This is a genomic window from Tolypothrix campylonemoides VB511288_2 (genome assembly GCF_045999855.1).
Classification (GTDB): domain Bacteria; phylum Cyanobacteriota; class Cyanobacteriia; order Cyanobacteriales; family Nostocaceae; genus Scytonema; species Scytonema bouteillei_A.
This window is the reverse complement of sequence record NZ_JBFPMW010000004.1, coordinates 767,162-786,685: the sequence shown is the minus strand read 5'-3', so window position 1 is coordinate 786,685 and position 19,524 is coordinate 767,162. Positions and strand designations below refer to the sequence as shown.

At 41.2% G+C, this 19,524-nt stretch carries 13 protein-coding genes and 1 pseudogene; 2 read left to right on the top strand and 12 right to left on the bottom strand.

What is annotated here, in order from left to right; translation table 11 throughout:
- Positions 1-213: 213 nt before the first annotated feature.
- From AB0756_RS15975 to AB0756_RS15930, 10 genes are all read right to left on the bottom strand, one after another.
- Positions 214-1,167, bottom strand: a complete 954-nt coding sequence (locus AB0756_RS15975; protein WP_050046167.1) for a c-type heme family protein — start codon at positions 1,165-1,167, stop codon at positions 214-216.
- A gap of 95 nt (positions 1,168-1,262) precedes the next feature.
- Positions 1,263-2,504: an MFS transporter gene (locus AB0756_RS15970; RefSeq protein ID WP_038084546.1), complete on the bottom strand. Its 1,242-nt coding sequence runs from the start codon at positions 2,502-2,504 to the stop codon at positions 1,263-1,265.
- Positions 2,505-3,000: 496 nt separating this feature from the next.
- Positions 3,001-4,644 (bottom strand): MFS transporter, encoded by a 1,644-nt coding sequence (locus tag AB0756_RS15965; RefSeq protein WP_038084543.1) that lies wholly within the window; start codon positions 4,642-4,644, stop codon positions 3,001-3,003.
- A 361-nt stretch (positions 4,645-5,005) separates the two neighbouring features.
- Positions 5,006-6,322 (bottom strand): cytochrome P450, encoded by a 1,317-nt coding sequence (locus AB0756_RS15960; RefSeq protein ID WP_082051774.1) that lies wholly within the window; start codon positions 6,320-6,322, stop codon positions 5,006-5,008.
- Positions 6,323-6,490: 168 nt separating this feature from the next.
- Complete coding sequence (locus AB0756_RS15955; protein ID WP_038084540.1) at positions 6,491-6,865, bottom strand: VOC family protein; 375 nt, start codon at positions 6,863-6,865, stop codon at positions 6,491-6,493.
- A 71-nt stretch (positions 6,866-6,936) separates the two neighbouring features.
- Positions 6,937-8,202, bottom strand: coding sequence for a cytochrome P450 (locus tag AB0756_RS15950; protein ID WP_038084555.1), 1,266 nt, complete (start codon positions 8,200-8,202; stop codon positions 6,937-6,939).
- 276 nt (positions 8,203-8,478) lie between these two features.
- Positions 8,479-9,729: a cytochrome P450 gene (locus tag AB0756_RS15945; protein ID WP_038084538.1), complete on the bottom strand. Its 1,251-nt coding sequence runs from the start codon at positions 9,727-9,729 to the stop codon at positions 8,479-8,481.
- 243 nt (positions 9,730-9,972) lie between these two features.
- On the bottom strand, positions 9,973-10,650 hold the full coding sequence (locus tag AB0756_RS15940) for a glutathione S-transferase family protein (protein ID WP_038076099.1): 678 nt from the start codon (positions 10,648-10,650) through the stop codon (positions 9,973-9,975).
- A complete protein-coding gene (locus AB0756_RS15935) occupies positions 10,650-12,248 on the bottom strand; it encodes an FAD-dependent monooxygenase (protein WP_038075840.1) in 1,599 nt (532 codons plus the stop codon). The genes AB0756_RS15940 and AB0756_RS15935 overlap by 1 nt, the downstream gene beginning before the upstream one ends.
- 18 nt (positions 12,249-12,266) lie before the next feature.
- Complete coding sequence (locus tag AB0756_RS15930) at positions 12,267-15,620, bottom strand: ferritin-like domain-containing protein (protein WP_038075831.1); 3,354 nt, start codon at positions 15,618-15,620, stop codon at positions 12,267-12,269.
- A 462-nt stretch (positions 15,621-16,082) separates the two neighbouring features.
- On the opposite strand from AB0756_RS15930, the gene AB0756_RS15925 reads away from it, so the two are divergent.
- Positions 16,083-16,559, top strand: coding sequence for an OsmC family protein (locus tag AB0756_RS15925; RefSeq protein ID WP_038075828.1), 477 nt, complete (start codon positions 16,083-16,085; stop codon positions 16,557-16,559).
- A 473-nt stretch (positions 16,560-17,032) separates the two neighbouring features.
- Positions 17,033-18,784 carry a DUF262 domain-containing protein gene (locus AB0756_RS15920; RefSeq protein ID WP_038075826.1) on the top strand — a complete coding sequence of 584 codons (1,752 nt, stop codon included), beginning with the start codon at positions 17,033-17,035 and terminating at the stop codon, positions 18,782-18,784.
- 200 nt (positions 18,785-18,984) lie between these two features.
- On the opposite strand, the pseudogene AB0756_RS15915 reads toward AB0756_RS15920, so the two are convergent.
- Together AB0756_RS15915 and AB0756_RS15910 are read right to left on the bottom strand one after the other, a co-directional pair.
- Positions 18,985-19,308, bottom strand: a pseudogene (locus tag AB0756_RS15915) (DUF4351 domain-containing protein); the annotation flags it as partial.
- A 46-nt stretch (positions 19,309-19,354) separates the two neighbouring features.
- On the bottom strand, positions 19,355-19,524 hold a 170-nt coding region (locus AB0756_RS15910; protein WP_408019890.1), incomplete at its 5' end, for a DUF4351 domain-containing protein.

Below are 19,524 nucleotides of genomic sequence, written 5' to 3'. Positions count from 1 at the left end.
ATTTTTACGGAAATTCTCACTTGTGAGATTTTTTCTCTAATTTTTTTTAGAAGAAAATTCACAGGACAAATATTATGTTTTCTACTAAAATATCCTCTAAGCTGTGCGCCCTTAAATTTTCTCATGTTGACTGACAGAGAGAGGGGGAGGGTGTTGATTAATTTTTCCCCAGTTTGAGAATCTACAAATTATATGGACCAAAGCTTACTTACCCTATTTTCCATGTTCTTCTCGATTGACTATTCGGTAACGCTCGTACCTTCTAATTGCCATAACTAAACTCAACTTCATACGTGTAAAAGCTTCTATCAAGCTACCTATTTCATCATTTGCTACCTTCTCAAACTCAACATCAAAATTACCAGTACTGACTGCTTCTGTTACCCGAACAACCTGTTTAATAGGTCTAACAACATAACGTTTCAGCCAAAAATTAGCTATATAAATAGCACTGGCAAAAATCAGAGTAACAATTCCCATGACTATAACCAGCGACTGTCGAGCTTTTTGTAAAACTTCATTAGCGGGAATAGAAACAATTTGAGCACCATTGACCATATTTAATTTCCAACCAAACCCATTGCGATCGCCATACATATCAATCATTGTTTTAGGAGCAACATCAGGTGTGCTGTGACACTGCAAGCAACTAGATTCAGTGATAGATAGAGGGAGCGCAATGTAAAAAAAGTTTTTTCCCAAAAGAGAACGAAACCCTGACAAGTTTTTCAGATTTTTATTCTTTTGAAATTCTTTAACAATTGTCGCTTCAAAAGTATCGGCTTTATCTCGAATATTTGTAGGATTTAGCATTGCTTCTTTATAAAGAAAGTCTTTGAATCTTTCATTTTTCTTTTGTAAATCTTCCAAGACTTTTCGTGAGGAATAAGCTGGAATTGCCTGCTGTAAAAACTCACTATTATCCAAACGAGGTTGTAATTGAGGAACGACTTCAGTTGTTGTATAAGAGCGAACAGAGTTGATAGTCTGAAGCAATAACCAGGCGCTTGAGCTAATTTCGTCTTGAGTTTTGTAATTTAAAACGCCAGCTAAAGCTATTCCGCTTAGAGCAATTCCTTCAATAAATACAAGTAACAGGAGTGCAGTCAGTTTTTTAGCTAAAGTTAAATTGTTAAAAATTAATAAGCTTTTTTTTAAGAGATACATAGAATTTATTTGTTATGAATCATTTCTGGTTTATTAAGTAGGGGGGAAACGATCCACCCCTGTCTGACTTTTGGTTGACCTACATAATTATTCATTTACCCGATGTAATGCTCACCTTTCCGGCTCAACTCAGGTTTGTGTACTGTTCCTACTAGGAAAGAATTCAGCACTATGAATGTAACCAGGGAAAAAATAGCGCTAGCATATAAAGCTCCTTGAACTCCTATAAATCCAAAGGCAATACCGACTAAAGCGGGACCAAGCGCCCTTCCCAAAGATTGGAGAGTCACATTCATTGCCATAAATCCAGCACGATTATCCTCTGGTGCAAGACGTGCAAAGACTGTTTGGATAGATGGTAGTGCAATACCAAGACCTGCACCAAAGATAAGCACGGGGATAAAAAGCAACCACACATTACTTATTAAGGGAGCAATGAATAGTGCTACAGCACAGATGACGAACGAGATTTTAATAAGTGTAACTTCCGAGAACTTCTGAGCAAAGCGCCCCAATTGAGAAGCAAACAAAGCAAGAGTTATTTCCATACTGGCAAGGATAATACCAATGACTGCACCAGATGCACCGAGATGATTCGCCGCTAAAAGTGGAATGCAGATAAAACAAGCACCAAATTCTAAGATAAATAAAGACAATACCGCAAACAACAGCACTAATACAGAACGGTTGTTAATACTTTGCCAAGTACTGCTCACATAAGCTTTGATATTGAAATCTTCAACAGACCTTTGGCTTTGCGTTTTTGGTAGTTTTAGCTTTGTCAACGCTAATAACGCAATTGGGAGAGCAAGAAATGAGAGTAAAAATGGGTATTGCCAACTAAGTTGCGCCAATCCACCCCCAACGAGAGGATAAACTGTTGCACTAATGCCAATCATACTGGCGTTAAATGCCATAGCAGCAGTCAACATCTTCCCAGAGTAAACATCCGCAATGACAGTAAGAGACAAAGACTCCAAACTAGCAGCGCCAACGCCTTGCAAAAATCTCCACTCTAATAAACTGCGAAAATCCCGTGCAAAAGCACTTAAAATTCCGCCAAGTGCAAACAGCAGTAAAGAAGGAATAAGGATTTTCTTTCTACCAATACGGTCAGCCAAAATGCCAAAGATTGGAGTTCCAATTGCAATTGGGATCAGAAAGCTTGCCATCACCAATCCAATTTGTTCATCTGGAACCTTAAAAGCTTCCCCAATGGCTGGTAGTGCTGGATTGATAGCCATCACACCCATAACTGATATCAGTGTTATACTGATGATGATATAGAGATTGTTATCTTTATAGATAGGATTTGATTTATCTTGTTGAAATTTCATAGTAGTTAGTAGTTGTTGGTGATACTTTTCAGTGATTGTCTTCTGTATTTAACCAACATCCAGAATTGAAGCATTTTCGCAAATTAAATAGCTCTGGAGCTTAAGTTCAGACCTTTTCAGACCTTTTCTGTCTTTTTATGACTCTTGTCTACAATTGAGTAGCTAGGTCAATTTATTTATATATCTCTAGAACCTAGAATCACGATTACACAGGTATTTCAGGCAACATGAAGAGAAAATTAATTTTCACGGGTACTGACTTTCTACAAAATTCCCGGCTTCTTCAAGAAGTCGGGAATCGATAGGAATTTATACATTGCTAGGATTGTGGATTATCCATTGTTAGTCTAATTTCATGAATAATTGCCTGCTAACCACTAACCACTAATACCAGGTTCGCCTAAGTAATGACGATAAGAATGACGCGGAGATTGGGATACGCGGCGACATGCTTAATTTTTAATCGTAAGCCATTATCCGAACACGATATAACTCATTAAGCAATTTGAAATTTAAAAGAGACTGCATCTCGCCTACCGATACTGAAGGTCAAACCGGGCTTTAACTTATACCAAATTCCGGGTAATAGAGGATATTTATTAATGTAAGTTCCATTAGAACTGCCCATATCTTGAATGTAGTATTCTCCTCCCTCAAATTTAATTTCTGCATGAATCCGAGAAACAATATCAGAATTGGGTAATCCAGATAAATCGATATCAGGAAAGCTGCGTTTGTTAGGTTTTCCTATGCGAATGAGAGAGAAATTATCGGGTAATTCAATAACTTTATTGCTTTGAACATGGAATAATCTGGCAACAGGTTTTTCTGCAACTGTGGGAACTTCAACAAAGCTAGGCTCGAAACTAACTTGTTCTGCATTCACAAAGCTGAGAGCAACCGAAGGACTATCCGACGAAGGACTGGGGCTTGGTTTTTTAGTTGCTAGCAGAGCATTGAAAATGACTAATGCGATTAATGAAATAACCGCACTAGTTGCAAAAACCGCCCGCGTTCCTAAAATCATATCAACAATGCTTCCAAGCAAAGGACCAAGTGTTTGTCCCCAGGATTGTACTGTTGAATTTACTGCCATAAAACCGGCTCGAGATTCTTGTGCAGCAAGCCCTGCTAGCAACGCTTGCGTGGATGGAAACGCAAGACCTTGGGCTGCACCAATTAACACAATCGGGATAAATAGCAGCCATACGTTATGAACAAAGGGAACAATCAGGAATGCAATAGCAGCAAGAATAAAAGAAAATTTGATAAGCTTAATTTCAGAAAATTTCTGTGTCAGCCGTCCTAGTTGAGAAGCAACAACAGCAACAGCAAGCGATATAGCAGTCAGCAGAAAACCATTAAAAGCTTCAGATGCCCCTAACTCATTTCCTGCCAAAATTGGAATGTAAGTTAAGCAAGCTCCTACTTGCAGCATGAATTGTACCATCACTGCAAACATCAGCCCTACAACTTGGCGGTTGTTAATGCTACTCCAGGTACTTTGGAGATAAGGTTTTAGTTGAAAATTTTGCTGGTTGGTTTGTTGCTTTGGCAGTTTGAGTGTGAATAATACCAACAGAGCAATCGGAATGGCAAGCAATGATACTATGAATGGATACCGCCAGCTAAAACCAGCTAAAAGTCCACCAATGAGAGGAAAAAGTGCGGAACTTATGCCGATTAATCCAGCATTAAACGCCATAACAGAGCCCAGCTGTTTTCCTCTGTAGAGATCGCCAATTATAGTCAGTTGTAAAGATTCTAAGCTTGCAGTACCAATACCTTGTATAAGTCTCCATTCTAAAAGACTGCGAAAGCTTTGGGCAAAGCCGCTTAAAGTTCCACCCAAAGCAAATATAAGTAGGGAAGGTACTAAGATTTGCTTTCTACCAAAAGTGTCAGCTAAAACTCCAAAGATTGGAGTTACAATCGCACCAGGGAATTGAAAGAGCGTTGCAACCAATGACACCTGTTCGCTGGAAACACTAAAAACTTTTGATATAGTTGGTAGTGCTGGATTAAAAATTGTTCCACCCAAAATTGCTATAAGTGTTATCGCATTAATAATGTAAAAGTTTTTATCCTGGTATATCTTACTTGCAGGTTTGATTTTGGTTGGACTTATAGAAGAACTCATCCGTTTTCTTCCTTAATTTGCAAAGATTTTCTAAAAAATGTGAGTTGGAAGGAAAATCAAAAATACGATTTTGTGCTTGTGAGATGAAGAATCTCAAAAAAATCAATATATTTATTATAGAGAAATATATTCCTCAAATTGTTTGGCAAATATTTCTAGTTGCCAATTAGCAAAATCTATTGATTCAATAGAACTTTTGTCTTAGTTATAAGGAGTTATTAACAAAGACAAAAGTTATAGTAGTACGAAACTTTGTATGGAGTAACAACACTTTAGTAAAAGTTATCAATCGCTGTGAGATAAAAGTGAAGAGTTGGCTTAACTTGCGATCGCACAATGCTCAAGTCCGGTACTCCACTCATTAAGCCCTGTCCCACTCCAAATAGAGTTGTGCGTAACCTCGGTTAAGCAATGCAGGAATATGTGTTAGTTGTTGGTTCGGACGAAGCCGGAGATTTGGCAGGCGTGAAGACAAAACTTCTAGAGCAATCCGTCCTTCCCGACGAGCCAAATTAGAACCCGTGCAGTGATGAACTCCATGACTAAATGCGAGATGGTTAACAGGTGTCTGTTTGAAACGTTCAATGTTGAAGCGATCGCTATCAGGATACTGATTTTCATCACGATTGGCAGAACCATACAGCAAAAGGATGCGCGTGTCCTTAGGTAATGTGGCTCCGGCGAGGGAAACCTCTTGTGTAGTAACCCGAATCATTGATGCAGCTGGAGTATCGTACCTCAATACCTCTTCTAGTGCAATAGGAATAAGAGATGGTTCATCACAGAGGCTTTGCCACAACTCAGGCTGTTCTAACAAAAGTTTTAAAGCTTTGCCAATTAAATTAGCAGTTGTTTTATGTCCTGCTACAATCATCTCACATAAAAGCAGCACTATCTCTGGTACAGTTAAGTCACTAGTTAATAGATCGCTAATCATGTCGCCGTTAGGTGAAATGTGTCGTTCTTCAACTAAACGTGCCATAAAATGCTGTAAATCAACATAGCTGCGAGCACACTCAACTTGTCGTTCTGGCGTTAAAGGTGTAGAAAACAAAGCTGTAACTTCACTACCCCAATGCTTCACTTCTGCCATCTTATTTAAAGGAACACCGTACATATTGAAGATAACTTCAAGGGGCAGAGGATAAGCAAACTTTGATAAGATTTCTACCTGACCATCATTGATAAAATTGTCTACCAATCTGTTAGCGATCGCACGAGTTGAGCCTTCCATAGCGACTAGTTTTTCTGTGGCGAAAGCTTTCAAAAAAGGAGCACGGAAGCGCCTGTGTTGTTCGCCATCACTACCAATAAGTGAAACAACGGGAAAGCCTTGACGCAACACTTCAATTGTCTCAGGAGCAAAGTCGCCAACAGATTGGAGACTTTGTGCAGAAGAAAATCGTACTGGATCTTTCAGTACTGTTAAAACATCTTCATATCGCGTCAGAACATAAGCATTCAATAGTGAACTGAAAAAGATTGGTTCTTCATTTCTAGCATGCTTATAGAAGGGATAAGGGTTATCCAGTAATGGATTAACAAAGGGGTGAAACTCTTTTCCAAGATGAGGGCAAGTCTTTTGCTGTTTTTCTATTCCTTTCTCCTCACTCAATTGTTCATCTTGTTGGTCATTGAACGCTAGATTGTGTGCTTGCAGGGTATCAACGTTATCCATTTTTTCGTCTCTTAAACTTACAAAAAATCTAGAAAGAAATATTTCCACCAAGGATGAAGCAACCTTGTGAATCATCTATTGTTAATTAACAGCTATGGCTGAGTGCTTTTCGCAAACGGAATCGCTTTATAGCTTGAGTTCAGACCTTTTCTGACTTTTTCTGTCTTTTTATGACTCTTGATAGTAAATCGAGAAAGGGTTACCTTCTGGGTCAAAACCATCCGCTACTTTTAACCCAGGTCTGCGGGAACGAATATCACTTAATTTTGCACCGCGCTCAGTCAACATCTTGTGAGCAGTTTCCATGTCATTGACGCTAAATGCGAGCTTTGGTCTATCCTGACCGAGTGGCTTCTCTTTGTCTAGATGGAGCACTAGGCTGCATTCCCCTGTGGCAAACTCTACCCAAATTACATCCTTGTAGTCATCCACATTCGTCGGGTCGATCGCTGTCAAGTTCAGTACATCGCGATAAAAGCGGGCTTGGGTATTCATATCCTTTACATAAATGATAATTTTTGTCAAGCCTTTTACAATACTCATTTGATTAACTCCTTATGATGTGATATTTATTTGAAGTAAGAAACGTTTGAAAGAGATATATGTAATGGGTTTCACCTTTGTTGAGGGATATCCCACTCCACTTCGAGACGTGTAAAACCACGGAAGATCATTGTTGGCACGTGGGTAAATTTTTGGTTTGGGCGCAGTCGCAGATTTGGCAATCTCGAAGACAAGATTTCCAGAGCGATTCTTGCTTCGCGACGAGCTAAATTTGAACCAATACAGTGATGGACTCCGTGACCAAATGCGAGATGGTGAGCTTGTGGTTGTTTAAAACGTTCAATCTCAAAGCGATCGCTATTACTGTACTTAGTTTCATCGCGGTTAGCGGAAGCATACATCAAAAAGATACGAGTCCCTTTGGGTAGTTCAACTCCCGCGAGTTCCACATCTTGGGTAGTTGTGCGACTCATTGTTGGGACTGGAGCATCGTACCTGAGTACTTCTTCCAAAGCAGCAGGAATGAGCGATAAATCGTTACAAATAGCCTGCCACGATTGGGGACGTTCCAGTAGGAGTTTTAAGGCATTCCCAATCAAATGGGAGCTCGTCTTATGTCCTGCTTGTATTAAGCCCATTAAAATTCTCACCAACTCCGGCATATTCAGGTTAGAGGTAAGTACATTGCTAATTAAGTCGTTGCAAGGTGCATTCCGTCGTTCCTCGATTAAACCTGCAACGAAATGCTGCATCGCCACCATACTGCGAGCGCATTGCACCTGTTCTTCTGGCGTTAGAAAAGACGATATCAAAGCATTCATGTCATAGCACCACTGCTTGAGTTCTGCCATCCTATCTAATGGGATACCGTACATAGTGAGGATAGCCTCAAGAGGCAGAGGATAAGCAAATTGCGATATGATGTCTGCCTGACCATCATTGACAAAACTATCTACCAGCCTATTAGCAATAGCGCGAATAGAATCTTCCATAGCCTCAAGGCGCTCTGGTGCAAACACTTTCATCAAAGGAGCGCGTAAGCGTTTGTGTTCTTCGCCATCGCTATCAACCAAATCGCGTACCAAGGGAAAGCCTTGACGCAGTACTTCAAACACCTGAGGCGTAAATTCGACAATCGGGCTGAGAGTATCTGTCGAAGAAAAGCGTGCTGGGTCTTTCAATACAGTTAGGATCTCATCATAACGAGTAAGAACATAGCCGTTTAACAACGGGCTGTAAAATAGTGGCTCCTCAACTCTTGCATGTTTATAAAATGAATAAGGTTCCTCCAATTGTGGATTAGCAAAGGGTTGGTAAGCTTCTCCAAGATGGGGGCAAGTTTTCTTCTCAGGCTTTGTTGAAAGTTGTTCAATCATTTCGATCCTTATATGTATTACAATATTGCCAACAATAGTTCTATTGCCTTTGAGAATCAGTTCTGGCTGGGAGCGTAACATCTCAAGTGAATCTCATCTATGTTTAATTACCATCAAGAACTAAAGAGTTTTCGGAAACCAAATAGCTCTCCAGCGTGAGTTCAGACCTTTTCTGACTTTTTATGACCTCATGCAAAATTCCCGACTTCTTCAAGAAGTCGGGAATCTATGAGTGAAAAATGCTCTTTTGCAATAACTATTTAACCCGATACGTCCTTAAGCTACAGGTTTATTAAAAGCAACCCTGAGATGATTGGGACCGTGAAACACGATATTGTTAGCCCACTGAATCTTCTCGTCTAGCAAACGAAGTTCTGGTAAACGGTTGAGCAGGACATTTATAGCAATTTGACCCTCAGCGCGGGCTAACGACGAACCAAGACAGTAATGGATACCGCCGCCATAAGCACTGTGTTTGTTGTCTTGACGCTGTATATCTAGAACATCGGGATTCTTGAATTGAGCGGGATCTCGGTTAGCAGAGCCAAGCATGACGCCTACACTGTCCCCGCGCCGGATTAACTTCCCACCAACCTCAACATCTGCATAAGCCCAACGTGTTACCATCTGGATGGGGGTGTCGTAGCGGACGAACTCTTCTACTGCCGCAGGGATAAATTCGGGGTGGGAGCGTAACTTTTTGAGTGCTTCTGGATGGTGAAGTAACGCCAGTGTCCCCTTAGCAATCAGATTGATTGTAGTTTCATGTCCCGCCGTCAACAAGTGAGTACAAGTAGCAACGATTTCAAAGTCACTCAATTTGTCGCCTTCATCAGCAGCCTTAACCAAAGCTGAGATCAGATCTTCCCGTGGATTGGCACGTCGCTCTGCAATTAGAGGAGTAAAATAGTCGATAAATGATTGAGCACCACGGTTTGCCTGTTCGTAAACTTCTGGTGGTGGTTTCAAACGGGAAGCACTGGCATGCTGCATAGCAAGAGCCCATTCACGAAACAATGGTAGGTCTTCTGGGTCAGCACCCAGCATAATAGCAACTACCTTGGTTGGCAGAGGGAAAGCGAAATCCTCAACCAAATCCAATTCTCCACGGTTTTGAACTTTATCCAGCAGATTGTCTGCAATTTGGTAGATGGCTGGACGAATGTTTTCGACAATTTTTGGGGTGAATGCCTTGCTAGCTAGAGATTTTAGCCGTGTATGATTGGGTGGTTCCCGGAAAACTATCCAGTTACTTACCAGAGAGAGGAACGCATTATATGCCGTTGGTACTGGCGTAGTTTCAACATCCTCTCGTTCGTTCAAAGTTTCGCGACCAAATCTGCGGTCTTCCATCACTTGCATAACATCGTCATAACGGAAGATATACCAAGCACCAGGCAATTGAGGATTTGCAGAAATTCCCCAATGCACGGGGTCTTCTTCTCTGTAGCGCCGATAGACTGCATAGGGATCTGCGATGACTTCAGGTATAAATGGGTTAAGTCTTTCAATTGTAGAAACGGTCATTTTTGGCTCCGTTAGTTGTTAATTGTTAATTGCTAATTGTTAATTGCTAATTGCTAATTGCTAATTGCTAATTGTTAATTACCATTAGCCATTAGCCCTTCGGGTTCGCCCTTCGGGTTCGCCCTTCGGGTTCGCCCTTCGGGTTCGCCAGTCCCCTACGGCGGGAAACCCGCCTGCAGGGCTGGTCTCACCAGTCCCCTACGGCGGGAAACCCGCCTTCAGGGCTGGACTCACCATTAGCCATTAGCCATTATCCAATGGCATTAATTCAAGAGGGTTTTTTAACGCAGACAGCATTTGTATCATTTGCTCTCGTCCGGAGTTTTGAACTTTTGCCACAGATGGTCTGGATTCCAAACGCCGAACGTAATTTGTTAATTGAGGGAAATGCTTGTAGCTGTAAACCATACGCAGGTAACTTAAGGTGGGTGCAGCCGCACAGTCTGCAAGGGAAAACTCTTCCCCAGCCAACCAAGTTCTATCAGACAATCGTTCTTCTAGTTGCAAGCACGCTGTCTCTAGTAATCGATGTGCTTTTTTTATCTCACTACTGCCTTGTTCTTCCACCGGACGCTGAGTGTCGGAAAATAACGCTTCACGTCCTCGGTTGATGTACGCGTCAACGATCCGTTCGAGCATTCGTACCTCTAAAGCTAGCTTTGGCTCTTGTGGGATGAGATGGGGTTTGTTCTGAAACTTTTGGTCGAGATACTCGATAATGATGCAAGCTTCAAATAGTATTTGACCGGATTCGGTTACTAACGTGGGGATTTTGGCAAAAGGATTAATTTTTGTATATTGCGATCGCTCTTCTTTGTCAAAAAGATTAACTTCTATAGGTGTAAAAGCTGCGTCTTTTTCATAAAGAGCGATGAGGACTCGCTGGGAGTAGGATGAGGCTGGGGCATAGTAGAGTTTCATCATGAAAAGTAGCCTCGGACGCGATCGATAAGAGTACCTGGATCGCTCGGTAAAGTATCGCTTCTCCAAGCAACATGTCCGTCTGGTCGCACGAGTACATAAGCTTTTTCATAAAGTTGGGCAATTTCCGGTTTTTCGATAAAGGTGATTGTCAGTGGAACGCGTCTGTCGTAGCAAGCTTTGGCAAAAGCTTCGGTTCCTTGTTGTTCTTGGAAGCACAGCAGCACATACCCTTGACCAAAAAGATCCAATATAGATTTGTCAGGTGCTAACCATGCATGGGGTGCTCGCGATCCGGGATAACTATTTTGAGTCCATTGGAAAGGATCGCTGTTAGGAGGCGTACCATCAGGGATAACGATCGCTGACTCGTAACGGAATCCAAAATGAACCCCTGGTGCGTCGAATTCGCGCTTAACGTTACTGCGCTCTAAACCTTCAGCCATGGATCTCCGAATTGCTTCGCCTTCGGGAGAATCGCTTGTAATTGCTGGGGGAACAGCACGTTTTTGACCGCGTTGGAGGTTAGCATTTGCTTCTTCGAGGTTTCGGACTGCAATAGGACGTCTTTCCATCTCATAGGTATCGAGCAATTTTTCTCCGCCCCAACCTTTGAGGGTAGCAGCTAGTTTCCAACCCAGGTCGAGTGCATCACATATCCCCGTGTTCATGCCAAAACCACCAGAAGGTGAGAGTGTATGAGCAGAATCGCCTGCAAAGAACACGCGCCCTTGGCGGAATTTGTCAGCAACGCGATGGGTGAGATACCATTTGAGATTGGAAACAATTTCAATGGGGGTATCGATCGCGATCGCTTCTCGAACAGCTTCTTCTGGGTCGCGCAACTCACCGTTTTCTTTTGGTTTCAGAATGAGACGGTACGATCCCCGTCCATCGACAGAGCGGAGTGGTTCTTGTAACTTGGGGTTAACCAGGAAGAAAACCATAGCATTGCGCGAGCCCAATTGACTTGCTAGCTCTGGTGCGTTAAAGACAACGCTTTGAAACAGTTGAGTGGGATGGAATGATGGAGTTTCAACGTTACAAGCTTTACGGACTATACTGCGAGCACCATCGCAAGCCACCATATACTTAGCACGAATGATTTCCGTGTTTCCTGAATCTATGTTTGTCACCTTAGCGACAACTTCTTCATCCGTTTGTTCAAAGCTTTCCAAACGACAAAGAAGTTTAATAACTCCTGATGGATATTGTCCCAAAGCATCCATCAGAACGGGTGCGACCAAATTTTGAGGGCAAACTTGCTCTGGTTCTGGCGTGTATTCAGGTAGGCTTCTCTCAGCATAAGATGGAAAAGGTACGCGGTATATTTCATAACCTCCTACTGCCGTTACCCATGCAACATCTAAAGTATGATCGACAGGCCATCCAGCATTGCGTATGTGCTGAGAGATACTCCATCGTCGGTAAAGCTCCATAGAGCGGGGTCCTACCGTGCTAACTTTAGGGTCAGTGACAACTCCATCGGATTGCTCTATGAGGATACAATTGATACCTTGGTAACGCAATTCAAGTGCTGTTGATAACCCGACTGGTCCGCCGCCAACAATAAGAACATCTGTTTCAATATTATTCATAACTTTTCCCTAAGTTTATTAACCGAATATGTGCTGGGGATTTTTTGCAAAATCCTCAAAATATCTCGCGTAGAAATCAAACATTTCGTAAACCATGCTGGGGATGACTTCGCATTCTCTTGCTTGATGACTCAGGCGTTCAAATCGACTTGCGATCGCTTGATATGCAATCTCTGGTGTGGGAATGTATGTAGGTGGGTGGGCAATCTCAAAAGAAGGACCAGCTGTTTTCCCGCGTTTCCCAGAAGGCATAGTCATCAGCAGTTCACCCAAGGGACGCATCATACCTGTCATCACATCAATAGCTGGATTCATCAGCTTCGATCGCCGCATACTACCATGAGGCATTAACCCGAAGTGCTGCACCATCAGTTGCATCATTAAATAGTAAGACTCGTTAAAAATTTGCATCACGGCCCTGGTTTGGGGAACAGTCACAACAGTAGAACTGTAATCTTTGTGATGGAGCGTGGGGTTACGCAACGCGGGATATGCTGGAGTCCAAGGTAATTTATGCCCGGTAGTCGCATCAATGGTTTGTTCGCGAGCCAGTGCATCTGCAATGCGCCGGAATTTTTGGTAATGAGATTCTTCAAACTTAGGTGAATCCACCTCACAACCTTCTCCCTGTTCGACAATTAAGTCAATGGCAAAGAGAGCACTGTTGACGTCGTCTACTTGGAACTGATAATCGGGATGAGATTTATTAGTATCTTTTCGTAAGAATAGGTGGTGTTCGCCACCAACGCAACCCTTTTTAACAACAATTAAATCTGGAATATTTTCGATCGCAGTACGAATTTGGCGATACAGTTCGCTCAACGAACCATAACTATGCAGCTGATCAACGCTAGGATCGTTGGGTTCAGTTTCATGAGCTAAATCTTCAACTAAAAAGTCAGGCAATTCAAATTGTAAGAATCGTTGCAAGCTAGATGGACCAAAGGGTTCTAGAGCAAAGTCCACTTCAATTGGGAAGCGTCGATTCGCTTCATTCCAATTGGGTATAGCTGGATAAAAAGGTTCGCCAATCGCCATTAATATATTGTTAACCATCAAGAAATGAACCATTTCTTCACGGGAGATATCCAACAACACGCCCCGCATTCCATAGTCGTGTCCCTCCTGACCGTCACCGCAAGCCAGACGCAGTTGTTCGGGAGTCCACAAGCCCCGACGCACGTACTCTTGACCCGTGACATAGTTGGGAATGGAGTATGCTGCGTAGACATACTGCAACATCACTGCAACCTCAAGTTCTGCAGCGTGTCGCAGGGCGGCTACGAGTTCATCGCGAGTTTGAATGGTGCGTTGAGTGCTCTTTGGTGTTGGCTTGGTTTCGGGAACATAGCCCACTCGCTGTTGGTTTTGCAAATATTTACGCAAAAGCATTGCTTGAGGTTGGGACATATCTCGTGTGGGTGGCATATAATAAGTTTTGTTTTTGTTGCAAGGGTCGCACATTTGCCACATGAGGCGAGCGTAAGTTTCGACCTTGCATTTGTCCGCTAAACTGAAGACCTCGGCTTTCATGAAGGAAAAGGAAAGTTCGTAGAAAGCTAGGATATGTTTGTAAATGAGGTTGAAGTCTACTGACTCATCTGGAATGTCTTCTAAGTGCCAATCGTTAGTCAAGACTCGAACGGCGAAGGAACCAGCCCCAGACCAGAAGCCAAGGCGATCTTCGTTATCGTAGCTAACGATCGCTCGGTCTGTAAGTGAAGGATCGCCCGGTATTTCGTCAGCCCGTGTTGATAGCAGTACCCTTGCAGTCCCCGATTGAACTCCCCGCACAGTCACCCAACCGCGTCCTTGTTCATCAGTTGCGATAGTACTTTTAGCAGTAAAATCGCCCATTTCCTCACGCTTACCGGGTTTGAAATGTACGATGTCTAGACTTTGGGGAAAGTGGAAAGTTTTCCCGACATTCTCTGGATTGCGATCGAAGTCATAGCGTAACTGCGGCAAACCTTTAGGATTGTAAAATTGGTGCAAGTAGACTGTTTCCACAGGTGCGGGACGACCCCGGACAAAAGACCTCACCTCTAATTCTACAGAGTAGTCTAACCCACGCTTTTCATCTGGAAATTCAACAAACAAGCAAGCATCATTAACTTGGAGATTAATTTCCTCTTCCCGAACTAAAATCTGTCGCTGACCGTTGGGATGTGTTCCAACAATACACAAGCCCTGATGTTCGATCTCATCACACAGATTTTCAAAGGGTTCTGCTAAAGGTACGTCTACAATTCCACTTGTCAGTTGATGTGCTGGTTGTTGGTATGCTTCCTTGGGAATGCGTGCTACCAATCGCTGGCTTTTTACTGTACGCAGTTCCAACTCACCCAAGTCAAGCTTGGAAGCGATCGCATGAGTAGGTCCCGGTCCTGCTTGAATTGCACGTCCGTTGCAAGGGACTGCTGTCACCATATTCAAGCTAGCGCCTTGAGGGGTAATAGCAACTGTCAGGTTAGACAGCGTTCTGTCTTCCGGATTTTGAAAGATATGACGGGGAGTTAACAACCGACCTTGTGGGTAAGTCTTCAGTTCACCTTCACACCACAAACCGATAGTTCCATGTAAATGCCAAAAAACTGGTGAGTCGGGTTGTAACGGAGCCGACATATTGCTTAAGCTAAACTGTACAACCACTCCCAACACATCTTCTCGCTCCATTGCAGAACGTAATAGGGAAACGGTTGGTGAAAGTGCTGTTTCTTCACCCCAAAGCACATCTTTGGCGTCTTTGGGTATGACGAATTGATAGACTTCTGCACGCTTAAACTCACCGTTCAAGGGATGTTCTGGCAATTCTCGAATGTAGTTAAAGTTTTGCCAGCGAGCGGGTTGCATCCCTTCAACAGGAGCAGAGAGCATATATGGGACTTCATGGGATACACCCTGTCTTCCAAAAGTCAGTTGACCGACCATAATTGTGGTTGTCCAATTGGAAGCAGGATCGCAATCAAAGATCCGGGCGCGATTGAAAGTTGTGGCTAAGTAATCATTGAAGTGTCCCCACATATCAATGCTGCGTCCGACCGCTGGATCTTGCTGGTCAACTTGTCCTGCTTCGCGTTGGGTACTGACAATTTTTGCTTCGATCGCAAAGTGACCGTTTCCGCCAAAATCCCATCCCTTTGCCATACTGAAAGAACCGTTTTCATCCCATTGTCCTTCAGCATTAAACCGAGGTCCCAAGCTTTGAAGATATTCGTGGTATTCAGATAAAGGACGGTTGCGATCGAAACGTTCGCCATTCATATAAACTGTGTTGGTACTCAGATCTACCAAACCGTTTTTATGTCCCGTGGGGGCGTGGGTGCGGGCAAAGCCTTGAAAGTGCAAGCGTGGAAAGTCTAAGATGCTCATAATAACCTTTTCTTTGATTCTTCCGCGAAGGTTCAGGGGTTAGGGGCAAAGGAAAGAAATCTTTTCATTCCCTGGTTTGTCTTACCAATCCCGCTCAATCTAAAAATTTAAAAGATTTGAATTTTGATAAACTTTGGCAAATTGTTAATAGAAGCCTCAAAATTGTTACTGTTTGTTATATTCTTGAGATAAATTTTGTTTTCAATCGTTTCAGTCATTTTAAAATTAGGTTTAAAAAATAGGTGATGTTGACTGATTAACATAAATTAATATTTCCTTTTGGTAGATAAGGTATTATTTACCGTTTGCTTGCAGTCAATTGGTTACCATGGGGGAGAACAGAGTCTCTCGTTGTTTTTCTATAACTTGTCATCAAGAGTTGTTTCCCGTGTTCCGCAAATGTTGCAGCCCCTGCAAGCATCTTAAGACTATTTCCTACCTTTTCTGACTTTTTCTGACCTTATGACAAAATTTCACAGTTACTCGGTTGCGATCGCTTGGACTGGTAATCTTGGGGAAGGAACAGCAAATTACCGAGCATACAGCCGCAACCACGAGATTCAAAGTCAAGACAAACCTATAATTTATGGCTCGTCTGACCCATCTTTTCGTGGTGACCCAACACGGTATAATCCAGAGGAACTGCTGTTGGCATCAATTTCTGCTTGTCACATGCTCTGGTATCTTCATTTGTGTGCTAGTGCAAAAATCGTTGTCATGGATTACGTCGATCGTCCAGTTGGTGTCATGGAAGAGACAAATAATGGAAGCGGACGATTTACTGAGGTTACACTCAAACCTCGTGTGGCGATCGCTAACAGCGCAAACATCGAAACAGCAACCCGTTTGCACGAAGAAGCTCATAAAATGTGCTTTATTGCTAATTCTGTCAATTTCCCAATACGTCACTCTGCTGAAACTGTTGCAGTTGATAACTAGTCGTCCATCGTATTAATGGTGAATGGGTTGGAGCAAGCTCGCAGTTAAGAGAATAAGTTTTGTAACGGGAATGGAGCGATCGCAGTTTATCCAATTCAATAAACTAATACCAATTCTATGTGAAGTTGCACATTATTGCCCTCATTCTAGAAGGGTGGGGCTATACAAACAAAGGGGGCGCTTCGCAGGCTAATTGTATGCATCTTCATAGAAAATTGGTATAAGTCTCAAATTACTTTTTTTCCCAATTTTCTTAAATTCATGCCAGAATCTTATTAATTGAGGCAGTAAACCAAGCTCCTAGTTCAGTTAAGAACTTCTTTTGGCATAGCTATCGTTTTTTAAGATATGAGAATTACGTAAATTTTTAGTAAATTTTATATATTTTATCAGTATGTAGCATACAATTCATATTCACTGTTTAACATTCTTGATTTTATAAAACATAACTTTTTATTTTTCAGGATACAGAAATGGCGATAATTGAATCTCGTGACTATACTTTGGGAGAACTCTTTAAAGATTTTTATGTAGTTAAAGCTTATCAGCGGGAGTATGTTTGGGAAGAAAAACAAGTTGGAGAGCTTCTTGAAGATATTTATCAAGAATTTGAGAGAAACAAATCCGGTACAGGATGGGAGTATTTTATAGGCAGTATTATTGTGTGCAGTTCAGATAGAGCTTATGAATTAATTGATGGACAGCAGCGAATGACAACTGCATACTTAATTCTCTGTTCTATAAGAGATTATCGAGAAAAGCTCAAACCACAAGAAACTGTTGGTTCGGTGAAAGAGTTAATTGCCTCTTCATTTGTGGATCAAAATGGAAATGAAGTATTTCGAGATAGAGTGGAACTTCAATATGATAGTTGTGATGTTTTGAAAAAAATTGCAATGAAAGAAGATTTTGATGAAGTTCCAGATTCTAGTTCTATCAAAAAAATTAAAAAAGCTTATAAATTTATTCTAGATTTTTTTAAAGAAAAATTTGACGAAGATATCCAAGAAATTAAACAGTTTTATGCTCGCTTCACTCAAAATGTAAAGGTTGTTCGTGTAGAAACAAAAAGTGTATCCCATGCACTTACAGTTTTTGAAACAATTAACAACCGTGGAATAGGTTTGGATGCAATGGATTTGCTAAAAAACCAAATGTTTATGCACTTAAATAGTAAGGATTTTGAGAAATTAAAAAGTAAATGGAAAAAAATGATTAGCTTACTATTTAAAGCTGATGAAAAGCCTTTACGCTTTCTTCGTTACTTTATAACTGCAAAATATGAGTCAGGCGAACGGCTTAGAGAAGATAGAATATATGATTGGTTTGTTGAAAATAAAGATATATGCGGGTATACAGAAAACCCTTTGGAATTCGTTGATAGCCTTGTTAATTCTGCTCAAGCTTTTTTATACTTTAAAAATGGACAAGATAAATATGGTCATCTAAATCGTTATTTGTTAAATATATCTTACCTTTCTACCAAACAACATTTGACATTACTATTAGCATCTCAGCATTTATCAATAGAACTTTTTACAGAATTATGTCAAGAAATAGAAAATTTTTTATTTGTTCATATAGTTACACGAGAGGGTACTAGCAGGCTCGAAACCTTATTCACTCAGTGGACTGGAAAGCTACGTAAGGTCTCTAATAAAATAGAGCTAGAAAAATTTATACTCAACGAGCTTCAACCTGCTAAACAAAAACTATCTAAACAGTTTGAGCTAGCCTTCCGTCAGTTCAGTAAATCTTCTATTAGAAAGAAAATGTTGCAATACGTTTTAGCAAAATTAACGCAGTATATTGATGAAGAAGCATACGGAAGTATTGGAGCTTATACTGATTTAAAGAATTATATTAATGATACAGTAGAAATAGAACATATTTTATCTCAAACAGTTAATAAGGATAAATCTTTATTTGATAAACCTGCTGAAATTGAAAAATATATTCAAAAACTTGGAAATCTTACATTACTTGAAGGATCAATTAATCGCTCAATAAAAAATAAATCATTTACAGAAAAAAAGAAAGCTTACCCTAAATCGAAGTTTTTAATTACCAAATCTATAGCAGAGAAAGTAAACATTGGTGTTAATACAGCTGTCGATCGTGCGGTAAGAGATTTAGAGCCATTTAGTGACTGGAATACTGAATCTATTGAAAAACGCCAGGAATTACTAACTCAATTGGCGAAAAAAGTTTGGCGCATTGTGTAAATGAAATAATTTCTTTCAAGTCCTTGTTCAAGTCGCCCTCTTCCTTAGCTTGTTCTCTATTGGGCTGATAAACTAGTTCTAATTGCATACAGCAATTCGCGATTGTCTTTATTTGTATCTTGATTGATTCTCAAATTTTCTGACAGGTTGTCAACTCAGTTACCCGCTTGAAGAAAGCGGAGGTCTAAGGGTTTGTATTCTTAAGATTGATTTAACCAAGTTTGTAAATCAGCCACTTCAGAAAAGTCTAATAAGACTTCTCCCAATGCTTCAAGTTGTTCTATAGATAATTTTCTAATTTGTTGAGTTAATGATGCATCGATTTCACCAAAAAGGCGATTTAGCTGACACATAACCAGACGTTGCTCTCCTTCAAGCCGTCCCTCCTGTCGTCCTTCAAGCCGTCCCTCTTCCTTGGCTTGTTCTCGATGGCGTTGATAAAGCGGCTCTAATCGCATAATTAACTCCCTGTCGTCTTTATCTATATCTTGATTGATTCTCAAATTTTCTGACAGGTTGTCAACTCAGACCCCCGCTTGAAGAAAGCGGAAGATCTAAGGGTTTGTATTCTTAAGATTGATTTAACCAAGTTTGTAAATCAGCCACTTCAGAAAAGTCTAATAAGACTTCTCCCAATGCTTCAAGTTGTTCTATAGATAATTTTCTAATTTGTTGAGTTAATGATGCATCGATTTCACCAAAAAGGCGATTTAGCTGACGCATAACCAGACGTTGCTCTC

Excerpts from the sequence above, each read along its gene's own strand:
- AB0756_RS15975 (WP_050046167.1), bottom strand. The coding sequence starts at position 1,167 with ATGTATCTCTTAAAAAAAAGCTTATTAATTTTTAACAATTTAACTTTA.
- AB0756_RS15970 (WP_038084546.1), bottom strand. The coding sequence starts at position 2,504 with ATGAAATTTCAACAAGATAAATCAAATCCTATCTATAAAGATAACAAT.
- AB0756_RS15965 (WP_038084543.1), bottom strand. The coding sequence starts at position 4,644 with ATGAGTTCTTCTATAAGTCCAACCAAAATCAAACCTGCAAGTAAGATA.
- AB0756_RS15960 (WP_082051774.1), bottom strand. The coding sequence starts at position 6,322 with ATGGATAACGTTGATACCCTGCAAGCACACAATCTAGCGTTCAATGAC.
- AB0756_RS15955 (WP_038084540.1), bottom strand. The coding sequence starts at position 6,865 with ATGAGTATTGTAAAAGGCTTGACAAAAATTATCATTTATGTAAAGGAT.
- AB0756_RS15950 (WP_038084555.1), bottom strand. The coding sequence starts at position 8,202 with ATGATTGAACAACTTTCAACAAAGCCTGAGAAGAAAACTTGCCCCCAT.
- AB0756_RS15945 (WP_038084538.1), bottom strand. The coding sequence starts at position 9,729 with ATGACCGTTTCTACAATTGAAAGACTTAACCCATTTATACCTGAAGTC.
- AB0756_RS15940 (WP_038076099.1), bottom strand. The coding sequence starts at position 10,650 with ATGAAACTCTACTATGCCCCAGCCTCATCCTACTCCCAGCGAGTCCTC.
- AB0756_RS15935 (WP_038075840.1), bottom strand. The coding sequence starts at position 12,248 with ATGAATAATATTGAAACAGATGTTCTTATTGTTGGCGGCGGACCAGTC.
- AB0756_RS15930 (WP_038075831.1), bottom strand. The coding sequence starts at position 15,620 with ATGAGCATCTTAGACTTTCCACGCTTGCACTTTCAAGGCTTTGCCCGC.
- AB0756_RS15925 (WP_038075828.1), top strand. The coding sequence starts at position 16,083 with ATGACAAAATTTCACAGTTACTCGGTTGCGATCGCTTGGACTGGTAAT.
- AB0756_RS15920 (WP_038075826.1), top strand. The coding sequence starts at position 17,033 with ATGGCGATAATTGAATCTCGTGACTATACTTTGGGAGAACTCTTTAAA.